The sequence below is a fragment of the Arthrobacter sp. P1_H7 genome, from assembly GCF_056405215.1.
Map to the genome: position 1 here is coordinate 49,013 of NZ_JBFUCO010000018.1, position 25,282 is coordinate 74,294.

21 protein-coding genes are annotated in these 25,282 nt (G+C 64.4%); 15 read left to right on the plus strand and 6 right to left on the minus strand.

The annotated features are described in order from the left end of the window. Nucleotides 1-311 precede the first annotated feature (311 nt). Complete coding sequence (locus AC1DXI_RS17555; protein ID WP_476939668.1) at nt 312-938, minus strand: DUF4230 domain-containing protein; 627 nt, start codon at nt 936-938, stop codon at nt 312-314. Between the two features lie 382 nt (nt 939-1,320). On the opposite strand from AC1DXI_RS17555, the gene AC1DXI_RS17560 reads away from it, so the two are divergent. The 6 genes from AC1DXI_RS17560 (at nt 1,321) to AC1DXI_RS17585 (ending at nt 8,993) form a co-directional block, all read left to right on the plus strand. Continuing rightward, nucleotides 1,321-2,460: a hypothetical protein gene (locus AC1DXI_RS17560; RefSeq protein ID WP_476939669.1), complete on the plus strand. Its 1,140-nt coding sequence runs from the start codon at nt 1,321-1,323 to the stop codon at nt 2,458-2,460. A 428-nt stretch (nt 2,461-2,888) separates the two neighbouring features. Beyond that, nucleotides 2,889-3,923 carry a LacI family DNA-binding transcriptional regulator gene (locus AC1DXI_RS17565; protein ID WP_476939670.1) on the plus strand — a complete coding sequence of 345 codons (1,035 nt, stop codon included), beginning with the start codon at nt 2,889-2,891 and terminating at the stop codon, nt 3,921-3,923. A gap of 135 nt (nt 3,924-4,058) precedes the next feature. After that, nucleotides 4,059-5,378 (plus strand): ABC transporter substrate-binding protein, encoded by a 1,320-nt coding sequence (locus AC1DXI_RS17570; protein ID WP_476939671.1) that lies wholly within the window; start codon nt 4,059-4,061, stop codon nt 5,376-5,378. Nucleotides 5,379-5,473: 95 nt separating this feature from the next. Then, complete coding sequence (locus AC1DXI_RS17575) at nt 5,474-6,439, plus strand: carbohydrate ABC transporter permease (protein ID WP_476939672.1); 966 nt, start codon at nt 5,474-5,476, stop codon at nt 6,437-6,439. After that, on the plus strand, nt 6,436-7,374 hold the full coding sequence (locus AC1DXI_RS17580) for a carbohydrate ABC transporter permease (protein WP_476939673.1): 939 nt from the start codon (nt 6,436-6,438) through the stop codon (nt 7,372-7,374). Before AC1DXI_RS17575 ends, AC1DXI_RS17580 begins: the two co-directional genes overlap by 4 nt. After that, nucleotides 7,371-8,993 (plus strand): alpha-amylase family glycosyl hydrolase, encoded by a 1,623-nt coding sequence (locus tag AC1DXI_RS17585; protein ID WP_476939674.1) that lies wholly within the window; start codon nt 7,371-7,373, stop codon nt 8,991-8,993. Before AC1DXI_RS17580 ends, AC1DXI_RS17585 begins: the two co-directional genes overlap by 4 nt. A 97-nt stretch (nt 8,994-9,090) precedes the next feature. Here the strand turns inward: AC1DXI_RS17585 and AC1DXI_RS17590 are convergent, their stop codons facing one another. Next, nucleotides 9,091-9,741 (minus strand): DUF4352 domain-containing protein, encoded by a 651-nt coding sequence (locus AC1DXI_RS17590; protein ID WP_476939675.1) that lies wholly within the window; start codon nt 9,739-9,741, stop codon nt 9,091-9,093. 271 nt (nt 9,742-10,012) lie between these two features. On the opposite strand from AC1DXI_RS17590, the gene AC1DXI_RS17595 reads away from it, so the two are divergent. The 3 genes from AC1DXI_RS17595 (at nt 10,013) to AC1DXI_RS17605 (ending at nt 14,035) form a co-directional block, all read left to right on the plus strand. After that, entirely contained in the window at nt 10,013-10,741 is a 729-nt protein-coding gene (locus tag AC1DXI_RS17595; protein WP_476939723.1) for an ArsR/SmtB family transcription factor, read from the plus strand. A gap of 207 nt (nt 10,742-10,948) precedes the next feature. Beyond that, entirely contained in the window at nt 10,949-12,637 is a 1,689-nt protein-coding gene (locus tag AC1DXI_RS17600) for a LuxR C-terminal-related transcriptional regulator (protein WP_476939676.1), read from the plus strand. Between the two features lie 237 nt (nt 12,638-12,874). Then, complete coding sequence (locus AC1DXI_RS17605; RefSeq protein WP_476939677.1) at nt 12,875-14,035, plus strand: flavin-containing monooxygenase; 1,161 nt, start codon at nt 12,875-12,877, stop codon at nt 14,033-14,035. Nucleotides 14,036-14,089: 54 nt separating this feature from the next. On the opposite strand, the gene AC1DXI_RS17610 is transcribed toward AC1DXI_RS17605, so the two are convergent. After that, on the minus strand, nt 14,090-14,608 hold the full coding sequence (locus AC1DXI_RS17610) for a cupin domain-containing protein (RefSeq protein WP_476939678.1): 519 nt from the start codon (nt 14,606-14,608) through the stop codon (nt 14,090-14,092). Nucleotides 14,609-15,383: 775 nt separating this feature from the next. Here AC1DXI_RS17610 and AC1DXI_RS17615 point away from each other — a divergent pair. Then, on the plus strand, nt 15,384-17,705 hold the full coding sequence (locus AC1DXI_RS17615) for a hypothetical protein (RefSeq protein ID WP_476939679.1): 2,322 nt from the start codon (nt 15,384-15,386) through the stop codon (nt 17,703-17,705). Between the two features lie 162 nt (nt 17,706-17,867). Here AC1DXI_RS17615 and AC1DXI_RS17620 read toward each other — a convergent pair whose 3' ends face one another. Further along, nucleotides 17,868-18,566 carry a hypothetical protein gene (locus tag AC1DXI_RS17620; RefSeq protein WP_476939680.1) on the minus strand — a complete coding sequence of 233 codons (699 nt, stop codon included), beginning with the start codon at nt 18,564-18,566 and terminating at the stop codon, nt 17,868-17,870. Nucleotides 18,567-18,801: 235 nt separating this feature from the next. Between AC1DXI_RS17620 and AC1DXI_RS17625 the strand changes: the two genes are divergently transcribed. After that, nucleotides 18,802-19,695 (plus strand): potassium channel family protein, encoded by an 894-nt coding sequence (locus tag AC1DXI_RS17625; protein ID WP_476939681.1) that lies wholly within the window; start codon nt 18,802-18,804, stop codon nt 19,693-19,695. 195 nt (nt 19,696-19,890) lie between these two features. Here the strand turns inward: AC1DXI_RS17625 and AC1DXI_RS17630 are convergent, their stop codons facing one another. Then, nucleotides 19,891-20,271 (minus strand): VOC family protein, encoded by a 381-nt coding sequence (locus AC1DXI_RS17630; RefSeq protein ID WP_476939682.1) that lies wholly within the window; start codon nt 20,269-20,271, stop codon nt 19,891-19,893. 379 nt (nt 20,272-20,650) lie between these two features. Here AC1DXI_RS17630 and AC1DXI_RS17635 point away from each other — a divergent pair, with 379 nt between their 5' ends. The 4 genes from AC1DXI_RS17635 (at nt 20,651) to AC1DXI_RS17650 (ending at nt 24,690) form a co-directional block, all read left to right on the plus strand. Further along, nucleotides 20,651-21,133 (plus strand): SRPBCC family protein, encoded by a 483-nt coding sequence (locus tag AC1DXI_RS17635; protein WP_476939683.1) that lies wholly within the window; start codon nt 20,651-20,653, stop codon nt 21,131-21,133. 183 nt (nt 21,134-21,316) lie between these two features. Further along, a complete protein-coding gene (locus AC1DXI_RS17640; RefSeq protein WP_476939684.1) occupies nt 21,317-22,390 on the plus strand; it encodes a glycerophosphodiester phosphodiesterase family protein in 1,074 nt (357 codons plus the stop codon). 577 nt (nt 22,391-22,967) lie between these two features. Continuing rightward, nucleotides 22,968-23,273 (plus strand): hypothetical protein, encoded by a 306-nt coding sequence (locus AC1DXI_RS17645; RefSeq protein WP_476939685.1) that lies wholly within the window; start codon nt 22,968-22,970, stop codon nt 23,271-23,273. A gap of 172 nt (nt 23,274-23,445) precedes the next feature. Further along, entirely contained in the window at nt 23,446-24,690 is a 1,245-nt protein-coding gene (locus tag AC1DXI_RS17650) for a flavin-containing monooxygenase (RefSeq protein ID WP_476939686.1), read from the plus strand. A gap of 143 nt (nt 24,691-24,833) precedes the next feature. Here AC1DXI_RS17650 and AC1DXI_RS17655 read toward each other — a convergent pair whose 3' ends face one another. Further along, nucleotides 24,834-25,253 carry an ester cyclase gene (locus AC1DXI_RS17655; protein WP_018773913.1) on the minus strand — a complete coding sequence of 140 codons (420 nt, stop codon included), beginning with the start codon at nt 25,251-25,253 and terminating at the stop codon, nt 24,834-24,836. Between the last annotated feature and the right edge of the window lie 29 nt (nt 25,254-25,282).

The window sequence follows — 25,282 nt, forward strand, 5'->3', positions numbered from 1 at the left end:
GCACTCCACACGGATCAGGCAGTTCATGGCCCCGCTCGCGGAGCAGGACAGCCCGGAGGCGTGGTTCCACGGTCCCTTCTCTGTCGATCCATGGTCCACGGCCATCGACTTGTTGAACATGGGCGATCAACTTGTCGCCAGCGAATAGACGGGACTCGCCCCTGACGGGTCCACCGCCAAGCTAATAGCCCTCCCTGCCCTGGAACAGAGCAGACTCCCCATCGACCGGGCGTTCGCCGACTACCTGCCTGAACTCGTCCATGAGCTCGAGAGCGAAGCCACAGCCCATTGGCCGCTCGGAATTCCTGCGTCTACTCGGGAAACTCGAATTCTACGGCGACATCGGGAGCAACACCGGCGATAATTCCGGTGTAGAACACCTTGGCCTGCTCTCTCAACGCGTCTTCGTTTTCGGCGATGTACATCTGCTTGTTCTCGTCGCTGAGAATGTTGTTGACCATGCGAGTTTGAACAGTTGCCGGCGTCAGCCAACTGAGCGCATTATTGCTCTCGACGGGGTCCTCAAACTTCGGTTCGTCAAAGCCGATGCCAACAAATTGCGGGATGCTCACCCGAAACGAATCCGGCCCGGTTTGTTCTATCTTCGCCCGTGACCCGTCGACGCCCAATTTCGCATTGAACTTGTATTGGACCAGCGTCGTTTTCTCGCTCGCGGGTATGGCCACGCCGAGAATCTCGCCGTTACTCTCATGCCTCGCGACACCCTCGATGTGAAGGCTTAGCAAGGCAACCTCTTGCACACGCGTTACGGACTGAACAACCTGGGAATCACGTTCGTTAGAGCTGCTGCTGAACAGGGACTTGAGAGCGAGAGCGTTGATGCTTCCAAATGCGAAAGTGGCAACCGCTGCCGTAACCACCAGCACGGTGAGCAGCAAGACCGGCCAGAGCAGAACCCTTTTTTTGAAAAAGGTCATGACGATTCAATCTCCAGTCTCGTTCGACGCCTAGGTGCCCTCAAAGTTCCGTGGTGTGGAAAGACGTCGGCTGATCGCCGCGTCAAGGTCCCTCGAATTTTATACGTAAGCGAATGTCAGTCTGTCAGGGCACGCCCAACCGGCCCAAGAAATTGGGGTGAGAGTCAATGGGCGAGTAGCAGTTCATCGGCTGGCTCACGCAGGACCATCGCGCCGCCGATCAATACTCGACCGCACTACCGCTGGTGAACCTAAGAGGACCTTCTCTTCGGGGCGTCCGACAAGAGATTGGCTCGTCGCTGCGTTAGCCTGTAAACGTTCAGCGGGTCTGTCTAAAATCTGACAACCGCGCGAGATATTGGACCCACCGGGGGATTTTGCCATGCCTGAAGCTCCGACTGACGTCGTCGACGCTTTCGATACGCTCGACACTGACGAGGCTAGTGATGCCGACCGGAGGGTTGTCGAGGATGAGCGAGCCGAGCTGCGGGAGTTCATCACGGGGTTGAGCCCGGACGACATCAAGTCGGGTGGCTGGTTCACCAAGCTCATCGCTCAGGCCCTGGGCTCCTACACCGACAAGGTCACCTGGCAGTACTTCCAGGAGCGGTACAAGGGCGTACCCGCGGACGCCATCGTCGATCAGCGGATCAAGATGGCGACTCGGTACGCCGCGTTAGAAGGTGGGCTCTCCGCCGGCGCTTACTCGGCGGCCATCATCTCCACGATGGGGAGCCTTGGTGGTGCCTCGCCGGCGACTGTCCCGGCCGCTATTGCGACCGTCATGGTCGACTTAGCGTTCATCACCCAGCTCCAGCTGCGCCTGGCTTACGATGTCGCGGTCCTCTATCGGGTCCCGCTCGACGTGTCCGACCCCGATGATATGTGGAAGCTCATCCGCGTGGCCTTCACGATCAAGAGCGGGGAATTGTTGCGTGGGGGCGTGTCCAAGGCTGTCCCGGCCATCATGCGGCCGGTGATCAAGCGCTTTTATTCCGGAGCGGTCCTGACCGCCGCGAAGGGGCTCCCCTTCGTAGGAAAATTCCTCCTGCAGCGCACTGTCATCAAGATCGGCATCCCACTCGTCGGTGTCCCGGTCGCGGTAGTGCTAAACCGCTATACGACGCTGCTAGCGGGACAGCACGCGCAGGCGGTCTTCCGCAACGAGGCGCGGGTGATCGAACTCGCCGAGAGTCTTTGCGAGCGGAGTCAGCACCCGCAGCTGATGCTCTGGGTCACGTGGCTCATCATCATGGCGGACCGCAAGATCGCCGACGAAGAGGCTCTGTTGATCCGTCACCTGGTGCGGCTGGTCCAGGATCGGCATCAGGTGGTCGATGAGCAGCTCGCTCGCCTCGTCGATATCGATCCCGCCGAGGTGTGGCGGCGCATAGACGACGAGCCAGGGGATCTGAGCGACATCGTCGACGCGGCCAACCGGGTCGCCCATGTAGATGGCGCCGTCAACGCGCTCGAGAAGGCAACCATCGCCGAGCTACGAGATCGGTGCGGCCGAGTCTGAGGCCAACGAGGGAGCGAACGACGGCATACGGGCGAAGCTCGGTAAATGGTCTCGTTTCGTGGCGCGCACCATCTGGCGGTGAGGAACAGCGTCATTTTCGACGCTGCGGTTCACAAGAGAGACAAATACGGCACTTCGGCGTCCCCTAATCTACCTACTCCGAATTTCATGCGATACAAGACAACGCAAGGCCCGTCTGAGCGACATCAAGTGATCACGAACGCCGCCACGAAGTGTTGAAGTCCACACACCGTGAGCATTAGCCACCAGCGCCGTGGGCCGTACCCGTTTACGAAACAGAACGCGATCCTCCGCTCACCCCCTATTGTTGATTCTGCACCTAACGAAACCGTTTACGTAAACCGTTTGCGCAACTTCAGCGCGAGCCGTTCACATAACACCCGCAGGCACCTCAGGGAGGAGGAACAGTGGTCACCATCCGCGATGTCGCCAAGCACGCCGGCGTCTCTCCGGCCACCGTTTCCCGGGTCGTCAACGGGCTGGTGGGCTACTCCGACGAAACCCGGGAACGCGTCGAAACCGCGGTCAAGATCCTCAGCTACGAAACGGACTACCTCGCCCGAGGCCTGAAGACGCGGCAGACGTCTGTGATCGGGCTCCTCGCCCCCATGGTCTCCGACGCCCTGGCCTCCCAGGTCATGCAGGGTGTGGAGGTGGAAGCCCAAGAACGCGGTTACGCCGTGATGCTCGGCCGCACCGGCGCCAAATCCGCCTACATCGCCGGCTACCTGCGGACCCTGCGCACCTACCGGGCCGCCGGCGTCATCCTCATCTCCGCGGTGATCACGCCGGAGACCAGGCAGCTGTTGGGGCCCAACGTCCCCATCATCTCCGTCGCCATCAGCGACAAGTCGGGCTCCCCCAGCGTGGCCATCGACGACGAGCAGGCAGCCTACGACGCGACCCGTCACCTGCTGCGGCTCGGCCACCGGCGCATCGGCCTCTTGACCGGTGATCCGGCGTCGATCTACGTGGCCCAGCCCCGCAAGCGCGGCTACCTCCGCGCTATGACCGAGGCCAAGTGCACACCGGTCACCGCCACCGGCACCTTCTTCTACGGGAGCGGCGCCGCCGGCGTCGACGACCTGCTGCAGCAGGATCCCGGGCTCACCGCCATCTTCGCGATGAGCGACGAGATGGGTGCCGCCGTCGTCAACGAACTGCAGCGGCGCGGGCTGCGGGTGCCGGAGGACGTCTCCGTCCTGGGCTTCGACAACACCTCCACCTCCCTGCACGTGAACCCGCCGCTGAGCACAATGGCCCAGCCGCTCGAGGAGATGGGGCGGATGGCCGTGAAGAAGCTGCTCCGCTCCCGCGACCTGGGGCCGAAGATCATGCCCCACCGGCTGATCGAGCGCGGCTCCACCGCACCGCCCATTTCAACAGCGGCGAATCCGGCACCGCCCGGCGAACAAGTCGGCACCCAAGTTCTAGTCAGCTAGCCAAGACCCCAAACACCACCACCCACGGCGACAGCCGGCACTCCCCCGTGCCACCAGGCAACCATCGCCGCAGTTCCGCATGCACCAAACCACCCGCACCACCCGACTCGCACCAACCCAAACAAGGAGCAACACATGAGGCAGCGCCGCCACACCTGGCAGACTCTTCTCGCCACCACCGCATCCCTGACCGTCGCCGCCGTCGCCCTCACCGGCTGCGGCGGGACCGCGACGGACGCGAAGAGCGCCCCGAAGGCCGCCGCGTCCTTCGAGGGTAAGGGCCCCATCAACTACGTCTCCAACCGCGATGCCTCCGGTGCCGCCAACAAGAGCATCGAGGAATGGAACGCCGCCCACCCGGAGGAAAAGGTCACGTTCATCGAACTGCCGGACTCCGCTGACCAGCAGCGCCAGCAGCTCATCCAGAACGCCCAGATCAAGTCGGACACCTTCAGCGTGCTGAACATGGACGTCGTCTGGACCTCCGAGTTCGCCGCGAACAAGTGGATTATGCCGCTGCCTGCGGACGCCATCCCCACGGACACGATGATCCCCGCCACCGTCAACGCCGCGACCTACCGGGACACCCTGGTGGGCGCCCCGTATTACACCGACGGCGCGCTGTTCTACTTCCGCTCGGACCTGCTCAAGGCCGCGGGCATCGCCGCCCCGCCCAAGACCTGGAACGAGATGAAGACCGCCTGCAAGGCCATCCTGGCCCTCCCCCAGGCCGCGGGCATGTCCTGCTACGCCGGCCAGTTCGACAAGAACGAGGCCCTCACGGTCAACTTCTCCGAGGCCGTGGCCTCCGCCGGCGGCACCGTGGTGGACGCCGACGGCAAGCCCACCGTCAACACCCCCGAGGCCAAGAAGGGCCTGAACCTGCTGGTGGACGGCTTCAAGGAAGGACTCTTCCCCTCCGACGCCATCACCTACCTCGAAGAGCAGGGCCGCCGCGCGTTCCAGGACGGCAAGCTCGTCTTCCTGCGCAACTGGCCCTTCCTGCACGCCTCCCTGAGCGCCACGGACGGCTCCAGCAAGGTGGCCGGCAAGTTCGGCATCACCTCCATCCCGGGCACCGACGGCCCCGGCGTCTCCACCCTCGGCGGCCGCAGCCTGGCCATCTCGCCCTTCACCGCGAACAAGGCCACCGCCTTGGAGTTCATCAAGTTCTTCACCAGCGAGGAGCAGGCCAAGAAGCGCCTCGCCCTGTCCTCCCGCGCCCCGGCCTACGCCTCCCTTTACGCGGACCCCGCCGTCGTCGCCAAGCGCCCGTTCTTCCCCACCCTGCTGACCTCGCTGAACAACGCCCAGCCCCGCCCCAAGGTGGTCCAGTACGGCGCCACCACCAAGGCAATCCAGGAAGAGGCGTACGCGGCCATCACCGGCAAGAAGGACACGGACACGGCCCTGAACGACATGCAGGCCAAGCTCACCGAGCTCTCCGCCAAGTAATTCCGCCCCGTAGCAACAGCCGGGCCGGCCGGTTCACCCCAGCCAGCCCGCGCAAACGCGGCCACCGCGGCAACCGCTCTCCCGGCGAAGGCCGCATGGCCGCACTGCTGCTCTCCCCCACCATCCTGGTGCTGGCCCTGGTGATCGTGTACCCGCTGCTCGCCGCGGTGCACCAGTCCCTCTACCGCGCCGAATCCGGACTGGACGCGGACGGCTTCGTCGCCGACGTCGAATCCTTCGTGGGCCTGGCCAACTACGCCGACCTCTTCGTCGGCGAAACCGGCCGGCGCTTCCTCAACGCGCTCGGCAACACCACCTTCTTCACCATCACCACGGTGTTCCTCGAGACCATCCTGGGCCTCTGCCTGGCCCTGGCCATGAACCGCGCCTTCCGTGGCCGGTCCTTCCTCCGCGCCAGCATCCTGGTCCCGTGGGCCGTGCCCACCGCGGTGTCCGGCCTGCTGTGGCGCTGGATATTCCAGTCCGACGGCATCGCCAACACCCTGCTCGGCAGCGAAATCCTCTGGACCGCCGAGGGCACCGCCTCCCGCGCGGCCATCATCATCGCCGAAGTCTGGAAGACCGCCCCGTTCATCGGCCTGCTGGTCCTCGCCGGCATGCAGGTCATCCCCGGCGAAGTCTACGAGGCCGCCAAGATCGACGGCGCCGGCTGGTGGCGCCAGCTCGGCTCCATCACCCTCCCGCTGGTCAAACCCACACTCCTGGTGGCCGTGCTGTTCCGGATGCTCGACGCCCTGCGCATGTTCGATCTCCCCTTCGTGCTGATCGGCCCGGGCAAGGAATCCGTGGAGACCCTCTCCATGCTGGCGTGGGACGAATCCAACCAGCTCCGCTACGGCTCGGCTTCCGCGTTCGCGATCATGCTCTTCCTGTACGTCGCCGTCGTCGCGATCGTGTTCGTCAAGGTGCTTGGCGCCGACGTCACCGGAGCCAAGGAACTGAAACTGATCTCGAAGAAGTCCCGCACCAAGGCACCCCGCCCCCAGGCGAACACTGACCAGGCAATCGCTGACCAGAAGAAGGCCGAGGCCACCCGATGACCATCTCCGACCTCCGCAACGCCGCCACCGACTCCGGCGCCACGGGCGCACACGGCACCGGTGCGCCCGACGCAACCACCGCCGTCGGCGGCCCCGGAAAGCCGAAAGCGCCGCGCACGTGGCGGTCCTACTCGGTGTACCTGGGCCTCGCGCTGATCGTCGCCTACTGTCTGGCGCCCTTCTACTGGATGCTGGTCTCCAGCCTGCGCCGCACCGCCGACATTTTCGACAACACCCTGCTACCGGCGCCGTTCTCGCTGGAGAATTACGCCAAGGTGTTCGACGGCTCCACCATGTTCGGCCAGGCCGTGCTGAACTCCCTGATCGTGGCCGGCACCACCACGGTGTTCGCGCTGCTGCTCGGTGTGTTCGCCGCGTACGCGATCTCCCGGCTGAACTTCCGCTTCAAGTCGGTGATCCTGGGCGTCATCATCGCGACGTCGATGTTCCCCGGCATCTCCGTGGTGGTGCCGCTGCTGCGCCTCTTCACCGACCTCGGCTGGATCAACACCTACCAGGCGATGATCGTCCCCAGCCTGTCCTTCGCGATCCCGCTGGCGGTCTGGAACCTCACCACGTTCATGAAGGCCCTGCCGTTCGACCTCGAGGAAGCCGCCATGATCGACGGCTGCACCAAGTGGCAGGCGTTCCGCCGGGTCCTGCTCCCGCTCGCCGCGCCGGGCGTCTTCACCACCGCGATCCTGACCTTCATCCACAGCTGGAACGAGTTCATCATCGCGCTGTCCATGATCAACGACCCCAAGATCCAGACCGCGACGGTGGCGATCTCCAAGTTCACCGGCGCCACCGAATTCCAGGCGCCCTTCGGTGAGCAGATGGCCGCCGGCGTGATCGTCACCGTACCGTTGGTCATTATGGTGCTGATCTTCCAGCGGCGGATCGTCGAAGGCCTGACGGCGGGTGCGAGCAAGTGAGCCCTGTCTCGGCCCGTGTCGAGGAAACCGCCCTCGCGCCTGTCCCCGAGTGGTGGCAGTCCGCGGTCATCTACGAGGTCTACCCGCGCTCCTTCGCCGACGGCGACGGCGACGGCGTGGGCGACCTCGCCGGGCTGATCGCCCGCCTGCCGTACATCGCATCCCTCGGCGTCGACGGCATCTGGATGACCCCGTTCCAGCCCTCCCCCCAGGTGGACCAGGGCTACGACGTGACCGACTACTGCGGCGTGGACCCGTTGTTCGGCACCATGGAACAGTTCGAATCGCTCCTGGCGCAGGCCCACGGGCTGGGCCTTCGGATCCTGCTCGACGTCGTCCCCAACCACTGCTCCTCCGAGCACCCGCTGTTCCAGGCCGCCCTCGCGGCCGGCCCGGGTTCCCCGGAGCGGGACATGTTCCACTTCGTTGAAGGCTCCGGCGACGACGTCCCACCGAACAACTGGCAGAGCGTCTTTGGCGGCCGGGCGTGGAGCCGCGCCAATCCCGGCTCGGAGACGGACAAGGACTGGTATCTGCACCTGTTCTCGGCCGGGCAGCCGGACTGGAACTGGCGCAATCCCGCCGTCGGCGATTACTTCGACGGCGTGCTGCGCTTCTGGTTCGACAAGGGCGTGGACGGGCTGCGGATCGACGTCGCGCACGCGCTGTTCAAGGCCGACGGGCTGCCGGACTCTCCCTCCACGGGCGGGGTGGTGGACGGGCTGCGGTCCAACCCGCAGGTCTCGGACCAGGAGGACGTCCACGAGGTCTACCGCCGCTGGCGCACGCTCGCCGAGAAGTATGAGCCGCACCGGCTGCTGGTGGGTGAGGTCAACCTGGAACCGGCCCGCGCTGCCCGCTACACCCGCGCGGACGAGATGCAGCAGGCCTTCGCGTTCGCGTTCGTGAAGCTCGGCTGGGACGCGGAGGCGTGGGCCGCCGTCGGCAACGAACTCGAGGCCGCCCGGCAGCTCCACGGCGCCGCCCCGACATGGGCACTGGAAAACCACGACATCGTCCGCTCCGTCACGCGCTTCGGCGGCGGCGAGCTCGGTTCCCTCCGGGCCCGGGCCGCACTCGTGGCCCTGCTCGGACTGCCCGGCGCCGCGTACATCTACCAGGGCCAGGAGCTCGGGCTGCCCGAGGTCGACGTCCCGGTGGATGCCCGCATGGATCCGATGTGGGCCCGCGGCGGCGTCTGCCGCGACGGCGCCCGCGTGCCCCTGCCATGGACAGACGCCGCGGCGCAGAACCACGGGTTCTCTCTCGATGAGCACGCCGCGGATCCGTGGCTGCCGGTGCCCGCCGACTGGGGAACCCAAGCCATCGAGCGCCAGCAACAGCACCCAGAGTCCACCCTGAACTTGACCAAGGCGGCCCTGGAGCTGCGCCGGCAGTTGTGGAAGAACGAGGTCTTCACCGCGGACGACGGCGGCAACTGGCGGGTCGAGGCCGGAAACCTGCTCATCTGCGAACGCAACGCGTCCTTCCTCGTCGCCGTCGCAATGGGAACCGAATCGGCCAAACTCCCGGCCGGGACGGTGCTGCTCAGCGCCGCACCGCTCGAGGAGGCTGGTTGGCTGCAGCCGAACAACGCCGTGTGGGTGCTGCTGGACTGAGGCTCTGTCCCAAACAATTTCTCTAATTCTTGTTTGGGAGTTGGACTTTCCCAAAAAGGGCCCCCGAGTGAACTCGGGGGCCCTGCCGTCATGATGCTTAGAGGGAATTAATCCAAGCGGCCCGATCGGAGAAGAATGAAAAGACCGGCTCGTAGAGGACGACGAACTTGCCTGCTTCGGCCTTCTTGTTGTCAAAGCACACGTCGCCGCTGGCCTTACCACCCGGAGCGATCTCACCGGAGTTAAGCGTGTTATCGCTGCCTGTGAAGCCAGGATTCAGGATAGTGCCAGACGGAGTCTGGAGCTTCCAGTCGAACGCATTGAAGGAAATCGTTTCCTTCGACCCGTTGCTCATTGTCGTTGCCGTGCAAATGGTCTTCCCAAATGTTGCGTCACCCTTCGCGATTGGGGCAGACGTAACAGTGGCGTCGCCGACCTTGAGGGCGGCACCGGCTTTTCCAACAACGTCACTGTCCTTGGCGCCCGGGAAAGCCGCTGCTGCCGGCGCCGCAGCTGCTGCCGCGGGCGCCGCGGCCGAAGCGTCTGTGGAAGGAGAGATGGCAGCAGAGGAGTCTTTCTTTCCGCCGTTGGAAACCGAGGTAATGATGATAATCACGAGAAGGATCAGAGGCAAAAGAAAGCGCTTCTTTTTGAACCAAGGCCGCGATGCCTTGCGATATGCCTTGTCCGCGGCGGCCTGAGCCTTGCCGTCACGTTTGGCGTCCGGAATAGTTTGATTCTCTGTCATGGCAGTTCCTGTCTTACTTATTTGGCCGATTCCCTGGGCGGCTTCTCCGCCATGCGGTGTCACTGAGATGTAGCCCTGTGCCATACCAGACAGATCAATCCCCCACGAGGAACTATAACCACATAGACGGGAAACATGAGTATTGGCTGGGAACTTCCGGTGAGGGTTCTCTGATGGGACGCCGGGACCGGGAATTATTACGTCAATTCGGCCATTCAGGAACCATGTCGCCTGACGTGTTCGACAGCTACGAGCTGCATCACCGACGGCCCTGGCCGACGCCACCCGCCGCGATCTCCTGGATGAGCTATTCAGGAACGACGGACGGACCCTCCACGCCCTTGAGGCCCGCTTCCAGATGACCCGCTACGGCGTGATGAAGCACCTTAAGGTCCTGGAGGACGCCGGCCTGGTGGTGACCCGCCGTCGGGGGCGCGAGAAACTCCACTTCCTGAATCCGGTACCCATCCGGCTGGTCCACGACCGCTGGGTGAGCAAATATGCCGAACCATGGGCCGCTGGCCTCAGCGACCTCAAAACCAGATTGGAATGTCCCATGGAAAAAATCTTCGAAATCTACATCAAGACCACTCCGGAGCGGCTCAGGGAGGCCATCACGGACGGCGGGATCCGCAGCAAATACCAGTTAGGGTCCGTCATCACCTCGGACTGGACGCCGGGATCCCGGTTCGAGATGGCATCCAAGGGCGGGGAACCCCTGGGAGAAGGCGAGAACCTGGAAGTGGACCCGCCCCGCCGGCTCGTCCAGAGCATGCGCGCGCTCTGGGGCGAGGACGTCAGGGACGAAGGCACGTCCCGGGTTATCTGGGAGATCGAACCGGTGGGCGATTCCTGCCGCCTGACCGTCACCCACGACCAGCTCCGCGAAGGCGCCAACGAACAGCTCTACGGCGGCTGGCCGATGATTCTCTCCGGCCTGAAGACCTGGCTTGAAACCGGCGAGCTCCTCACCACTCCCGGCTCCCTCATGTACACCTGAGGCGGCCGGCGTGGGCAACAAGGGCGCCGCCGTCGTGGTGAAATACTCGGGCCCGTTGGCGCTTGGTCTCCGCACCTTGCCGCCCCCTAACCCCGGCGGTAGCCTGAAAAGCAGATGACGGGCCGCGCCGCCCACCACCGGTTCCGCGAGTGCCGGGCCGGGCAGCGCCGACAGGCTCAGACCCGCCGCCGGGAACGGGGAGGCGCGATGTCTACACTCGCACACGGCCGGGAAGCCTACGCCGCGCGGCGCTGGCCGGACGCTGTAGGGCAGTACACCGCTGCCGACCACGACGCCGAACTTCCGGCCAGCGATCTGGAACAGCTGGCCACCTCCGTCATCCTCACCGGCCGGGGCTCCGAGGGAGTGGACATCCTGGCCCGGGCGCACCTGAAATACCTCGCCGACGGCGACTACTCCGCCGCCGCCCGCTGCGCCGTCTGGACCGGGTTGAACCTCATCCTGCTGGGCGAACCGGCCCGCAGCGCCGGCTGGCTCGCCCGCGCCCACCGGATCGTCGAGGACCTGCCCGAGCCTTGCCCATTCGAGGGCCTGCTGTCCATCCCTGCCGGGCTGGACGCCCTCTACCAAGGCAACGGCGCCACCGCCGCGGAAGCCTTCACCCGGGCCGCCGGCCTCGGACGGGCACGCGGCGACGCTGACTCGGCGGCCCTCGGTACGCTGGGCCTCGGGCAGGCAAAGATCATGCTGGGTGAGTTCGACGGCGGCTTGGCCCTGCTTGACGAAGCCATGGTCGCCGTCACCGTCGGGGAAATCTCCCCCATCCCCGCCGGGATCATCTACTGCGCAATGATCGAAACCTGCCATCTGGCCTTTGACCTGCGCCGCGCCCACGAGTGGACGCGGGCACTGGACAGGTGGTGCGACTCGCAACAGAACGTGGTGGCCTTCAGCGGCCAGTGCCAGATGCACCGGGCCGAGCTGTACCGGCTGCACGGCGCCTGGACCGAGGCGATCGACGCTGCCAAAACCGCGCAGGACCTCGCCTTCCACGGCGACCATATGGCCGCCTACGGCGGCTTCTACGAACAGGGCGAAATCCACCGGCTCCGGGGCGACTTCGACGCCGCCGAAGCTTCCTACCTGCACGCCCAGGAGACAGGTTTCCCGCCGCAACCCGGGCTGGCACTCCTGCGCCTGGCCCAAGGCAGGCCCGACCAGGCCCAGTCCCTGCTACGGCAGGCCATGGACGGTGCCGCCCCCGACTACCGGCGCCGGATGCTCGCCGCCCGGGTGGAAATAGAACTGGCAGCAGGCGACGCACGGGCAGCACGGGCCGCCATGGAGGAGTTGGCCTCGCTCTGCACCTCGATCGACATGCCCATGCTGCACGCCCTCGCCGAGCAGTCGGAGGCCTCGGTCCTGTTCCACGAAGGCGACGCTGCGGCTGCCCTGGTCCTGGTTCGCCGCGCGTGGTCGCGCTGGCTCAGCCTCGATGCCCCGTTCGAAGCGGCCAGCTGCCGCGCCCTCATGGCCAGGCTGTTCGCTGCGCTCGGAGATGAGGAATCCGCCCAGCTGGAGCGTGAGGCCGCCCGGGCAGTATTTTCTGAGCTGGGCGCCGCGCCGGCGCTATCGGAGCTTGAGCAATCGGCGCCCCTTGCGCCGGACGCCCGGACAACCCCGCTGCCAGCCTCCGAGAACGACGCTCATCACGCAGCCGACGCCGGGCCGCTCACCGCCCGGGAAACCGAGGTGGTCCAGCTCGTCTCCGCCGGCCTGAGCAACCGAAACATCGCTGCCGAGCTGTTCATCAGCGAAAAAACAGTGGCCCGGCATCTGAGCAATATCTTCACCAAACTGGGCCTGACCTCCCGAGCCGCTGTCACGGCCTACGCCTACCAGCACGGACTCGCCCTGACCTCCCGCCCTGCATAAAATTACCCATTCCCGAGTTCTCCCCGACCCATGGGAAATGGGTGATTCGCCCGATTCGCCGCGACGCGACGAAAAATAGCGTTAATGGCATGAACGTTTCAGTGCTCGCAGGAATGGTTTCCACCGGCCTCTTTGCGGTGAGCTATCTGCCCATGCTGCTCAAGGCCCTGCTGGTACCTGCGCTTCCGGAGTGTTCATAACACCCAACTGCACCTGCATCAGCAAGGAGGCACCACCATGAACACCACACCAGCAACTGACACCGGCGGCGCCGTCGGCACCGGCAAAGTCGGCCCTGCCGCCGTCGACACCGTCATCATCGGCGCCGGGCAGTCCGGCCTGGCGCTGGGCTACTACCTGGCGCAGCAGCACCGGGACTTTGTCATTCTCGACGCCGGCGCACGGGTTGGCGACGCGTGGCGGAGCCGCTGGGACTCGCTGCGGCTGTTCACCCCCGCCAAGTACAACGGCCTGCCCGGCCGGCCCTTCCCGGGCGACCCCCTCGCCTTCCCCACCAAGGACGAGCAGGCGGACTATCTGGAGGACTATGCCTCACGGTTTCACCTGCCTGTCCGGCCCAACACGGCCGTCACCCGGCTGAGCCACGACGGGCAGCGGTTCCATGTCACGGCCGGGACGCAGCGGTGGACGGCGGCGAACGTCGTCCTCGCCACCGGCGCCTGCCAGCTGCCCAAGACGCCGGGCTTTGCGGCGGAACTGCCGTCCGGCGTCGTGCAGCTCCACTCCCGCGACTACCAGAACCCGACCCAGCTCAAGCCCGGTCCCGTCCTGGTGGTGGGGGTGGGCAACTCCGGAGCGGAGATCGCCCTGGAGACCAGCCGCACGCATGAAACCTGGCTGGCCGGCAAGCCGAGTGCCGAGATCCCGTTCCGGCACGGCCGGACGGCAGCCCGCTTCTTCATCCCGGTGGTCCGCTTCGCCGGGATGCACGTGCTGAACACCAACACGCCGGTCGGGCGCAAGGCCCTGCCCAAGATTGCTGGCATGGCTTCGCCGTTGATCCGCACCAAGCTCGCGGACCTGGGCGCCGCCGGCGTCCACCTGGTACCGCGGGTCACCGGAGTCCAGGACGGCGCAGTAATACTCGACGACGGTCAGCGCCTTCCGGTGGCAAACGTCATCTGGTGCACCGGCTTCACCGAGGCCTACCCGTGGCTGGACATCCCGGCGCTGCCCGCGAACTGGCGGGAGCAGCAGCACCGCGGGATCGTGGACGCCCTGCCGGGCCTCTACCTGCTAGGGAAAGACCTCATCTTCGCAGCGGCGTCGGATACCCTCCCCGGCGTGTGCCGGGACGCCAAATACCTGGCGAAGCGGCTGGCCGCCACCCGGGCTCCGCAGCACGCAGTGGAGGTCCCGAGCGGGTTGGCGGCATAACGCACGTGTCGGGATGTCGTTGTCGAATTCAAGTCGGGGACAATCTCGCCATTGTCAGGTGGTGAGCGGCGGCCCGACGATCTCGATGTTGTGGCGTGCAGCGATCGCGGTTAGTGCCGGGCCGTCGATGGGTTCAGGTGCCGGCAGTTCCCTGCGCGCTGCCGGCGCTCCTACCTCGGCCGCGAAGGTTTCAAAGCCGGCCGGCACGGTGATCACGAGGCTGCGGAAGGGCTCTTCCGGTCCGGCAAGAAATGTGTGGGTGGAACCTTGGGGAAGAAAGACGAAATCTCCCTTTTGCACGGTGAAGCGCTGCCCGTCGCTCTCGAACAGAGCCGTGCCCGAAATAACGTAGAAGGATTCATCCTCAACCAGGTGCCGGTGCATCGGTGGCGCGTAGCCAGCCGGATGCAGAATCTCCACAATGGTCAGGCGCTGCTTCGTCTCCGGGCCGCACGCCTTGACCAAGACCAATGCATTCGTGAACCACAGGGCGGTCCCCTCGTCGGCTGCAAGTTTGTACGCCCTGCCCTGTACGGCGGTTGCCGGCGCGGTCGTATCCTCGAACCTGTCCATGACGCTCCTCAGCTTGGAAGTGCCTGCAATGCTACTCAGGATCCCGATCCGATCAATGCCGTGCAGTTATTGGCGTCCCACCCCACTACAGGACGGAACCGACACAACACCGGCGGGACTAAGGCTAAGGCGCGGACGCCTCTTCCGGCCCCAGACGGGCCCGGCCGCCGCGACTGGGTCAGCACAAGCACTGTTGACACGCTTCGCAATCCGGAGCTAACTAGTCGGTACCGTGAGGGGCGGCCGCTGGACGAAGAATTCGTCTTGCCGATCGACGTCGGAAGGTCTCGGAGGGGGCCTGGAATGTCTTCCACATCTGCTAGCCCCAGCCGCCCGGTCAGGTCGGCGCGAAACGAGAATGTTGCTGATCCCAGCCACGCTTCCGGGCAAAGGCACGCGGCATCGGCAGCCACTGCAAGAGTGGCCCTACTCGGCCAGCAGAGCCTGAGGCGATCCCATGGCCAGTGACCCGCTTCATTTCTTGGAAGTGCGAGTTCATGGCGTCCGGGGAACCCGTCCCTGGGAAAGTCTGGGAGTGCCCCAGGGCGCCGAGCGGCCCTGCGAACCTGCTCCTCCCGGAGTTGGGACGGACACCGTTGATCAAAGGACAGGCTTCTACTGCTCCAGCAAGGCACGTCAAGGAGTAAGCGACGCCGGGACGGGGGCCGATCCGAACCTGGACGGCAGGCGGCAGCTGCATGTGGAGGCTTATTTCTGGGGCAGGCTAACCTCCGGGGCCCGGGGGTTCGAGAGCGTCGGGAGAAGTTTGTGGCTCTTGCTGGCCCCGTTCGCCTTTGTCAACGTGGCCATGTGGTCCCGGCCCGGACTGTCCACGGCGGGACGCCGGCAGTATGTGGCCGCGGTCCTTATCCGGTGGGCGGGCCTTCTGCTTACTTGCCTCCTGCTGGCAACTATCTGCAGCATCGCAGTCGATCTTGTTGCGTGGCAGTGTTTTCGTCATGGCACATCCTGGTGTGCCAGCATCAGCTTCCTTACGCCCGTCTTCAACAGCCCCCGCGCCGTCGAGCGGATTGCCGTTGCGTCAGTAATTCCCCTTGCAGGGCTGGGCGTCCTGGTGGCACTTAGCCGGCAGTCGATCCGTAAAACAGAAGCACGAACGCCCCGTCACACGTACCCGGACGGACACGTCCACGATCATCAGATCCTGCGCCGGCCTGCCTTCTGGGAAGGCAAGGACAGGACGAACTCTCTCCTGAGACTTCACGTGGCGTGTGGGCTCTGCGTGCTCGCCATCTCCAGCGCGGCGCCCGTCCATGCCCTTGAATCAGGCGGTTCGTGGGCGCTGCCCATCCCGCTGACATCCGCCGGAATTGTGCTGCTGGCAGTCTTTCTGTGGATAGCCCTCGGCGTCCAGGACCAGATAGAGCATGGTCCTTCTGTGAAACTTCAGCGCACACGGCGATTTGGGACGTGGGTGCTGCTGGTGATGGCGGCCGCAGCTTTTGCAGCCAACATCGGCTGGCTCTTGAATGGCCATGAAACTTTGGATCAGAGCGGGCAACTGCCGCTGAGTTCCGACTTTCAACTCGTCATCACGGCTTGCCTTTTTACCTTCGTGTACTTGCTCGCCGCTGTCCTTTCGGCGGTTTGGTTCGCATGGGTGACAGGCATAATTCTCGCCGCCTTCATGACTTTGCAGATCGTTGATCCAACGATCAGCAGGGATAATTTCCTGGCCGTTGCCTGCCTCCTGGTGGTCGTGATTCTCGTCGGCGCTCTGGTCCATTACAGATCCCGCAAGGGCGTGGTCCTCAGTTGGGCGTGGTTTGGGCTGGCCCCGGCGTATCTCCTCTCATTCGCTGTTTTCCTCGGCGTCATGTATTCATCAGTGGTTACCTTATTGTCGGCCGCGATTCTGGACGGACGCCTAAATCCCGCTCTTTTGAACCCGTCCACGCCCCATGAAACTTCTGCCGAAGTCAGCAACACCCTGGTGGTACCCAGCCCTTTTCTTTGGTTCGCCATGCTGTTCCTGCCGGGACTGGTGATAGCCGTTGTTGTCGCCGTGATTCTGCTCCTCAGATTCCACCGTGATGGTGCCCAAGACATAAGGGACCTGGCCCAAGAGGATCAACAGACGGAGCCTTGGGCCGACGAGACCGCGTTGCTCGGCAGGGCGACCCGTTCCAGGTACTTTGCGGCCGTCATTCACCGTGCAGAGGCGCTCCTGGGTGCCCTCGTACTCGTGCCATTGGGTATGGGATTGCTGGCTACCCTGGGCATGCTTAGCGGACAGGAACCGTTCTTCTCAGTACTCGTTCAATGGGGCGTCATCTTGGCCGCCTTCTCCGGGCTCACCCTCCTTGTCCTCATAGCGTTGGGCATCTTCCATGAGGACTTGCTGCGGGCCGTGGGCGTGATTTGGGATCTGGCCACGTTCTGGCCTCGCGCTGCGCACCCATTCAGCCCTCCATGCTACGGAGAGCGTGTTGTACCTGAATTGTTGGACAGAATCAGTGGCGGCCTAACGGGGGTGACCTGCTCGAGGAATGCGGATGGGTCAAATACGCCGTGCAAGGAGACGGATATGCAGGCCGCAGCGAAATACGACTGCATCATCCTCTCGGGACACAGCCTCGGGTCAGCCATCCTGGCTGCCGTGATGCTTCAACTGCCCGACGCACAGCTCGCACGAATCAGGTTTGTGTCCTACGGCTCGCAACTGCGGGCATGGTTCGGCAGATTCTTCCCGGACCTGCTCGGCCCCGCAGTACTTGGTCATCAGGTAACCACTCGGCCGGACTTCCGCAGTGCGGTCCCAGACGCACCGCCGCAGCCGCCCGTGGGTGGATTTACTCCGCCCGAGGGGTCCCTTGTGAGCCTGTTGCGGAGCGGACAACATTGGCAGAACTTCTATCGGCGCACGGACTATCTGGGATTCCACGTGTTCCAAGACTCCGAGAACGATATCGACCATCGCATATCAGACTGGGATCCCTACCCAGGTTGTATCAAAAAGTTTAAGCCGCAGGATCATAGCCAGTACCAAGAGTCAGTGCCCTACGGAAGATTAATCCTTTCTTGGCTTGCCTCCGCAGATGGTGCAGGATCACTGGAGCAGGAGGAACAGACTTAAGGATCCTCCGTCCGACCCGGAGGCCCGGTTGTGGGACGTGCCAAAAGCGGATGCGAGGCTGCCCGCTGAGGTGGAACGCGCCGTCGAACATGCCGAGGCTCGCCAGCGGGTGGACCGCTCCCGCATCGAAATGACACTGCCACGCCGAGCTGACCCCGGCCACTACCCGTGGGTGACAGCAGCGCCCACCAGGCCGAACAGCGTCCCGGCCGCCAATGCAATGAGGGCACGCTTCCTGGTGGGATACAGCCAGCGCACTGCGAACACGGCCACTGCCACGATGACCCCGTTGACGACGCTCAGGATCACCGCGACCCATTCGGTACCGGTGGCCACGCCGAAACCTCCGCCACTGCAGCCGCTGATCCCGCACCAGGCCAAACTCGCCACCATCCACTGCGGAAGACTCAGCAAAACTGCCAGCGGAACGGTCCACCAAAGCTTTCTGGCGTCCGGGGTTACCCCGCGCAGTTTCACGCCCGGATAATGAGGCGAGGCGCCGGGCATGCCGGCGCCCGGCACCCGTGCGCGCTTCCGGGTGCTGAGGACAATCCTTCGGAAGACACCCGCGTTGACCACCGCAAGGAGGACGTATCCCAAATAGTAGAGGACAGTAATCAGGCCCAACTCACCCCCGGAGCCAAAAGTGCCGATGATGAAATAGCCAACCGAAACGGGCAGTGTCAGAACCACCATGACGAGCAGCAGGCCCTCCTTGAACCTGGCATCCAGGGCCAGTTCGAAGCCTGCGGTAAGCAGCGCGGCGACAACAACGGCAACCACCACCGACAAATAGACAACGACGGCGGTTCTGGCCCAGCGCGGCAGCGAACTTTCATTCGGCCGAGATCCCCTACTCACAACGCTCCCCCTTGACGTCGTTTCCGGCCCACTCTGCGCGAGCGAACCGATACAGCCGGCACACCCACGGGCTGCGGCACTTTGATGGTCGCACGCTAGGCACCCAAAGTGCTCGCCATCTGCTTCGGCGATGTCTGCGAGCAACTGGGGAACCCGCCCGTCGGGGACTATCCTGCGGGCCCGTTGCCCGGACCGTGCGGCTGCTCCTCAGTAAGGGTCGCCTCTAAGATGAGGCATGGACTTCGAGGACACGCTCTGGACGGTTTTAGGGGCCGGGCTGGTTCTGCTGATGCTCGTTGACGTCTTTCGCACACTCCTTTATCCGCACGGTTCCGGTCCTCTGGGCCGGGCGATCATGCGCGGATTCTGGCTTGTATCGAGAAAACTGCGGGGCCGGGGCTCCTTCATCGCAGCACCCTTGGCGATGGCCGCTGTCATTGGTGCCTGGGCAGGCTTGGCGGCCATCGGCTGGGCTCTGCTATACCTGCCCCATCTGACGGACGGCTTTGTTTACGGAGCCGGAGTTCCACTGCGGGCCGACTTTGCCGAAGCCCTCTACATCTCCCTGGTCACTCTTTCCACCGTGGGGTTTGGCGATATCGTGGCAACGCAACCACTGCTCCGGCTGGTTGTCGCCCTCGAGGCCGTCACCGGTTTCGGCTTGCTGACAGCAACAGTGACTTGGATCCTGCAGACGTTCCCGGCCCTGAACCGCCGCCGTGCCCTTGCCCACCAGCTGACCCTGTTCCGGGAGGCCGCAGGTCCGGCAGGTGTATTGGCCATGGATCCCAGTCACGCTACCGGACTGCTGGAGGCAATTGCCGGAAACGTGGCTACGGTGAGCATAGACCTGCTTGCGTTCCATGAAACCTACTACTTCCGTGAAATTGAGCAGCGCGGCTCCTTGCCCGCCACGGTGGCCTACGCCCAGGAGCTGGCATCCCAGGCCCAGCGCAGCGAGAGCCCTGAACTGCAGTTCGCTGGACGGATGCTCCACGCGGCGCTGGAGGGACTCGCGGACGTCCTTCGAGGCAAATTCGGCCATTCCGGAGCCACTTCTTCCGACGTGTTCGACAGCTACGAGCTGCACCACCGGCACCGGCGGCCGGGGGAACGGGACACGAACTAGCGCGCGGGCAGTCGATACTGCTTACCCTGCCGTTCTGACCGCGCTCTTTGCCCTGTCCAGCGGCGACGTCTGGCTCGAGGCCGGCCAGCCTGGCGCTGAAACCGGCTCCCGCTTTGGTGGCGGGAGCCGGTTCTCTCCGGCTTCGTAGCCGGTGCCAGCGACGCTTTGCGTCGTTGATCGGTACCGGACTCCGGCCTATGTGCGCTGCGAGATGTTGAAGATGTTGTCCTCGCTGTCCAGGAACCAGGCTGCCTTCCCCCAGGATGCGGTGGCAATGCCGTTCTCCGTCTTCAGGCCGGGAAAATCGTAGTCTTCAAAGACGACGCCGCGGCCCCGCAGTTCTTCCATCTCGCGTTCGAGATTGTCCGTTTCCCAGCCTATCTGGGTGTTCTTCGCGGTCCCTGCATTGTCTGTCTGGTAGACAAGGAAGCGGGTTCCTTGGCCGCAGCTGTACATCACGCTGCCCTCCTCCATGGATTCGGAGGGTTCGATTCCCAGCTTGTCCCGGTAGTACTCTTTCGCCCTGTTGATGTCCTTCGCGGGGAGGACAGCGATGATGTTTGAATCCTTGATCATGATGATTCCCTTCAGTGCGTTAATGACCGCAGCGATGGCGATGCTCCCCCCGGTTTCGGTCCCCGGAATACCTGTCCGGAGCCCGTGACCGCCCCTGCGCCGAGCCGGGGGCAGCCACCTGGGACTCTTCAACGCCGCGCCACCCATCACCAGCGTGAGGGGTCCCCGAAGTTATGTGGCCATTATGGACCGATTTGGTCTTGCGGAAACAGGGGTGACTGGCATTGGGCTGGTCTGAAGGGACGCTCTTCGAACAGGGAGCTACAAGGCGCCGATCCAACAGGCCGTGACGGAAGGCACGCTGCTGACGCTTGCGGCGTGACGGGCGGCGGCCGCCGGTCCACTTCCGCCGGTGGCCGCATGATGCCAGAGTTGAAGGATGAATGCGGAGTCCGTTAATGCGGCAACCGGGAATGAGGAAACTGGCGGCCTGGTCCTGAACTTGGAGTGCACGCTCGCTGCTCCCCCGGAGGAAGTCTTTAGGATGCTGACGGAATCGGCCGAACTGGTGAAGTGGTGGGGTCCGCACGGCTTCATCATCCCTGCGGCCGACGTCAACCTCGCCGAAGGCGGCCGCTACCGCTTCGCCATGACCCCGCTCGACGGCGAACCCTTCCACCTCTCCGGAAGGTTCCTGGAAATCGACCCTCCATGGCGCCTGGTGTACACCTTCCGTTGGGAGGAACCGGCGCCGGATGACCGGGAAACTGTTGTGGACCTTTCGCTCGGAAGTACCGGCACAGGCACGCGCCTGGTGCTCTCGCAGGGGCCGTTCCTGACGGACGAGCGCCTCGAACTGCACCGCAACGGCTGGACCGAATCGTTCGAGAAATTGCAGGCGGTCTTGGGTAGCGGCACCTGAGGAACCCGTCTGCTCCGGAAGATCTGCACAGTCCCATTGGCGTCTCCCACATCCTCGCGGAGCTCGTCTTCCTGGTGTTCATTCCCGGTCCAACCGCCCGAAGATAACTGTCCACCTCACCTCCCTACGGTGGTCGGGTCGCCGGCACGACGCCGGTAACGTCACCCGGGAGGAACCATCACCATGCGCACACCCCTGACAGCCGTGGCCGCTGCCGCGCTCATCGCCTCGCTGGCGAGCCCCGCCGTCGCCGCTTCAAACCCCGAAGCTGGCTCGCCGTCGTCGAACGCTGCCGGAACGGCTGCCGCAACAACGGCAATCAAGACCAACGAGAGCAACGGCTCCTTTGACCTGCAGGCGCACCGCGGAGGCCGCGGCGAGTGGACTGAGGAATCCCTGGCCGCGTTCGCCAACTCGCTGAAGCTCGGCGTCACCACCCTGGAACTGGACACCCACCTGACCTCCGACGGCAAGGTGATCGTCTGGCATGACGACACCATCCAGGCGGACAAGTGCCGCGACACCGCTCCGGTGACTCCCGGCGACACGGCTTTCCCGTATGTCGGTGACCGGGTGGCCGAGCTGTCGCTCGCGCAGATCAAGACCCTGGACTGCGGGTTCACCCAGCTCAAGGGATACCCGGAGCAGGACGTCATCGAGGGCAACCGGATCGCCGAGCTCAAGGACGTCTTCGGGCTGGTGCGCGACGCCGACGCCAAGAAGGTCCGCTTCAACATCGAGACGAAGGTGGAGGACGGGAAGTCCGGCGGCGAGGGCATGGTGGCCCTGACCAAGGCCGTGGTCACGGAAATCTCCACCGCCGGGATGGCCGGGCGCAGCACCGTGCAGTCGTTCGACTGGTCCTCGCTGAACCTGACCAAGAAAATCGCCCCGCAGCTGCCGCTCGTCGCCTTGTCCAGCGGCGACGCCTGGCTCGAGGTCGGCCAGCCCGGCGCCAGCCCCAACCTCGGCGGCATCGACATCGACACCTATGGCGGCTCGCTCGCCAAAGCCGCGGCTGCCCAGGGCTACGACGTCATCTCGCCCGCCTTCGCCTCCGTGACCCCGGGCATGATCAAGGAAGCCCACGAACTGGGCCTGCCCGTCATCCCCTGGACTGTCAACACCACGGCGGACATGACGCGGCTGATGGACCTCGGCGTGGACGGCATCATTACCGACTACCCCACCCGCCTGCGCACCGTCATGGACGAGCGCGGCCTGAAGCTCCCCAAGGCGTACGCGGCTGCGAGCTAGCACCTCGATAAACGGGGCGGCCACTCTTTGTGGCCGCCCCGTTTGCCTTTAATTGGACCGGTTACAGGAGCCCCCGGAGTGCGAAGGATCCAGTGATTTCCCGTTCATTTTTTCAATACGTCACCGGCTTCTTCCGGTACCGCTTTGCCTGGTGCCATTACACATTAACGGCAACACATCAAGGGGCCCAGGACCTTTCACATTAACCGACAGCCCCTGTAATTTGGGCCTCCTTACGGCCGTGAAAAAGCACACCGACGTAACGCGACGAAAAAGCGGACCCTTTTGGTACGCATCTTCCGTATTATCTGCGGCCAAAGCCGGCCGACAACAACCTGGGGAGATACCCATGAAACTCACCACGACTCGTCGAATCACACCATCCATTCTCCTTGCCGTCGGGTTGCTCGCCGTGTCGCCGGCAGCAATTGCGGCCCCTCCGGAAAAAGGGGGCCCTGTTCCGGATCTCGGGCCATTTGACTTGCCCGCGGGACAAGCTTGCGCAGACTTCCCTCTGCGCGTTGAAGGAACCGGTTCGAATGCGAACGTCAGAACATTTATAGATAGAAACGGCGAGGTGGTGCGCATTTTCCAGACGGGCAGGGGATACACCCTGACGTACACCAACCTGACGACCCTGAAATCCGTGACCATCCGGCCCACCGGCTCGAACCGCAGCATAGTCGGAAACGCAGATGGAACTTCCACCGTCACCGAGACCGGAACAGCCGGGATCGTCCTGTTTCCCACCGACAACCCCCAAGGACCGAGCACCACCCAGTACTACGGCCGTATCGTGTACACCTTGGACACCGACGGCTCCACGCTCCTTTCACTGGAGACCACCGGAACGAGCAGGGATATCTGCGCCGAGCTTGCCTGAGCCAGTCAGGCCCCGGCCAACCCCGGAACCACGGCCATTCTGTGCCTCCTAAATCCCATGTAATTAGACCCGGACCCGGCGTAAGCTCCTCGCATGGAGACCTCCGCGGGCCAGCATTCTCCCGGGATCGTGTTCCTCGCGCATGGTGCACTGATCAAGGTGGTGGGCGGAGATGGACGCTGAAGAGGACACGCTCGTTGTGGGCGGGGGCCAAGCGGGACTGGCCATGAGCTACTGGCTCGACCGGGCCGGCGTCGCGCATCAGGTACTGGAACGGCGCGCCGCCCTGGGCGGTGCCTGGCAGGACCGGTGGGATGGGTTCTACCTGAACACCCCGAATTTCTCGCTGTCCCTGCCGGGCATGCCCTACTCCGGTCCGGACCCGGACGCCTTTATGCCTCGCGATGCCGTGGTGGACTACTTTCGGCACTACGCGGAGGCCATCGGCGCTCCGGTCCACACCGGCACCGACGTCACGCGCATCGCCGCCGCGGACGGCGGTGCCTTCGACGTGGAAACAACCCGGGGCAGCTGGCAAGCGCGCAACGTGGTGCTGGCCACCGGCGGGTTCCAGAAAGCGAAAATCCCCGCGTTGTCCGTACGGTTGCCGGGGCACATCGTGCAACTTCACACCGACGAGTACCGCAACCCGGACCAACTGCCGGACGGCGCTGTGCTGATTGTGGGCACCGGCCAGTCGGGCGGCCAGATCGCCGAGGAGCTGCTGGCGGCCGACCGCGTTGTCCATCTGGCGGTGTCCACCTGCCCGGAGGCGCCGCGGCGGTACCGCGGCAAGGACACCTTCTTCTGGATGATGCAGCTCGGGCTGCACGGCCCCGAGCACGGGCTGAACGGACTTACCGTGGAACGGCTGCCCTCACCGGCGGCTCGGTTTGCCTGCAACCCGCTGTTGTCCGGCGCCCACGGCGGCCATGACATCCATCTACGGGATTTGGGCCGCCGCGGTATCAGGCTGCACGGCCACCTGGAGGCAGCGGACGACGGCGTCCTCGTTTTCAGCGATGACCTCGCCGAACGCCTCGCCACCATTGAGGCCGGCTTCAGCCAGCGCCTCCGACCAATGCTCGATGCGTACATTGCCGCTGCTGGGATCGAAGCGCCGGAGGCTGAACCCCGGCCCGCCGACGACTGGCTTCCCTCCGAGCCGGCGCGGCTGAACCTGGCAGCGGAAGGCGTCACGTCCGTCCTGTGGGCCACCGGACACCGGCTCGACTTCGGCATCCTCGACATCCCCGTACTGGACGAATGGAACTACCCCCGCCACAGCCGCGGCGTCACCGAATACCCGGGCCTCTACGCCGTGGGCCTGCCGTGGCTCACCGGGCACAGCTCGGCGATCGTGGCCGGTGTGGGACGCGACGCCGAGTACATTGCGGAGCACATCGCCGGGCGCTGACAACCCCTCTGATCGAACCGTCGTCGACGTCGAACGGCTGTCCGCGTTTCCCCGAGGGGAACGTGGACAGCCATTTTTTGCTGCGCGGTTTTTTTAGCGCAGTCCGGCCGCGAGCGCGCCGGCCCTGTTGTTTGTCGCCTGGATCAGGCAACGGCCACGGCACCAATCTGCTGCATGAGGCTCAGGTTGTCCGTCGTGCCCCAGTGCTCGGCCACTTTTCCGTCCTCGACACGGATGATGTCAGTGCAATCGAACTCGACGCTCTTGCCCGTTGCCGGGATGCCGGCCAGTTCCCCACGATGCGTACCCGTGAGAATCACATGGCACGCCTCCAGGTTTCCGGCGACCACCTTGGGCTCGATCTCTTTGACCTTGATGTCCGGGAACGCCGTCCGCATCGTGTTCACGAAGAACTTGACGCCATCCTTGCCCGGCGGTTGCCCAGGCAGGGCCTCTTCGTGATCCACATAGCTGTCCGCGGCCAGCTCATCAACGAGGGCGAGGTTTCCGCTCTCTATGACTTCCTTGTAAAACCGCTCAATCAATCCAACACCTTCAGACATTTCCGACTCCTTGTAGGCGAGAGACCGGA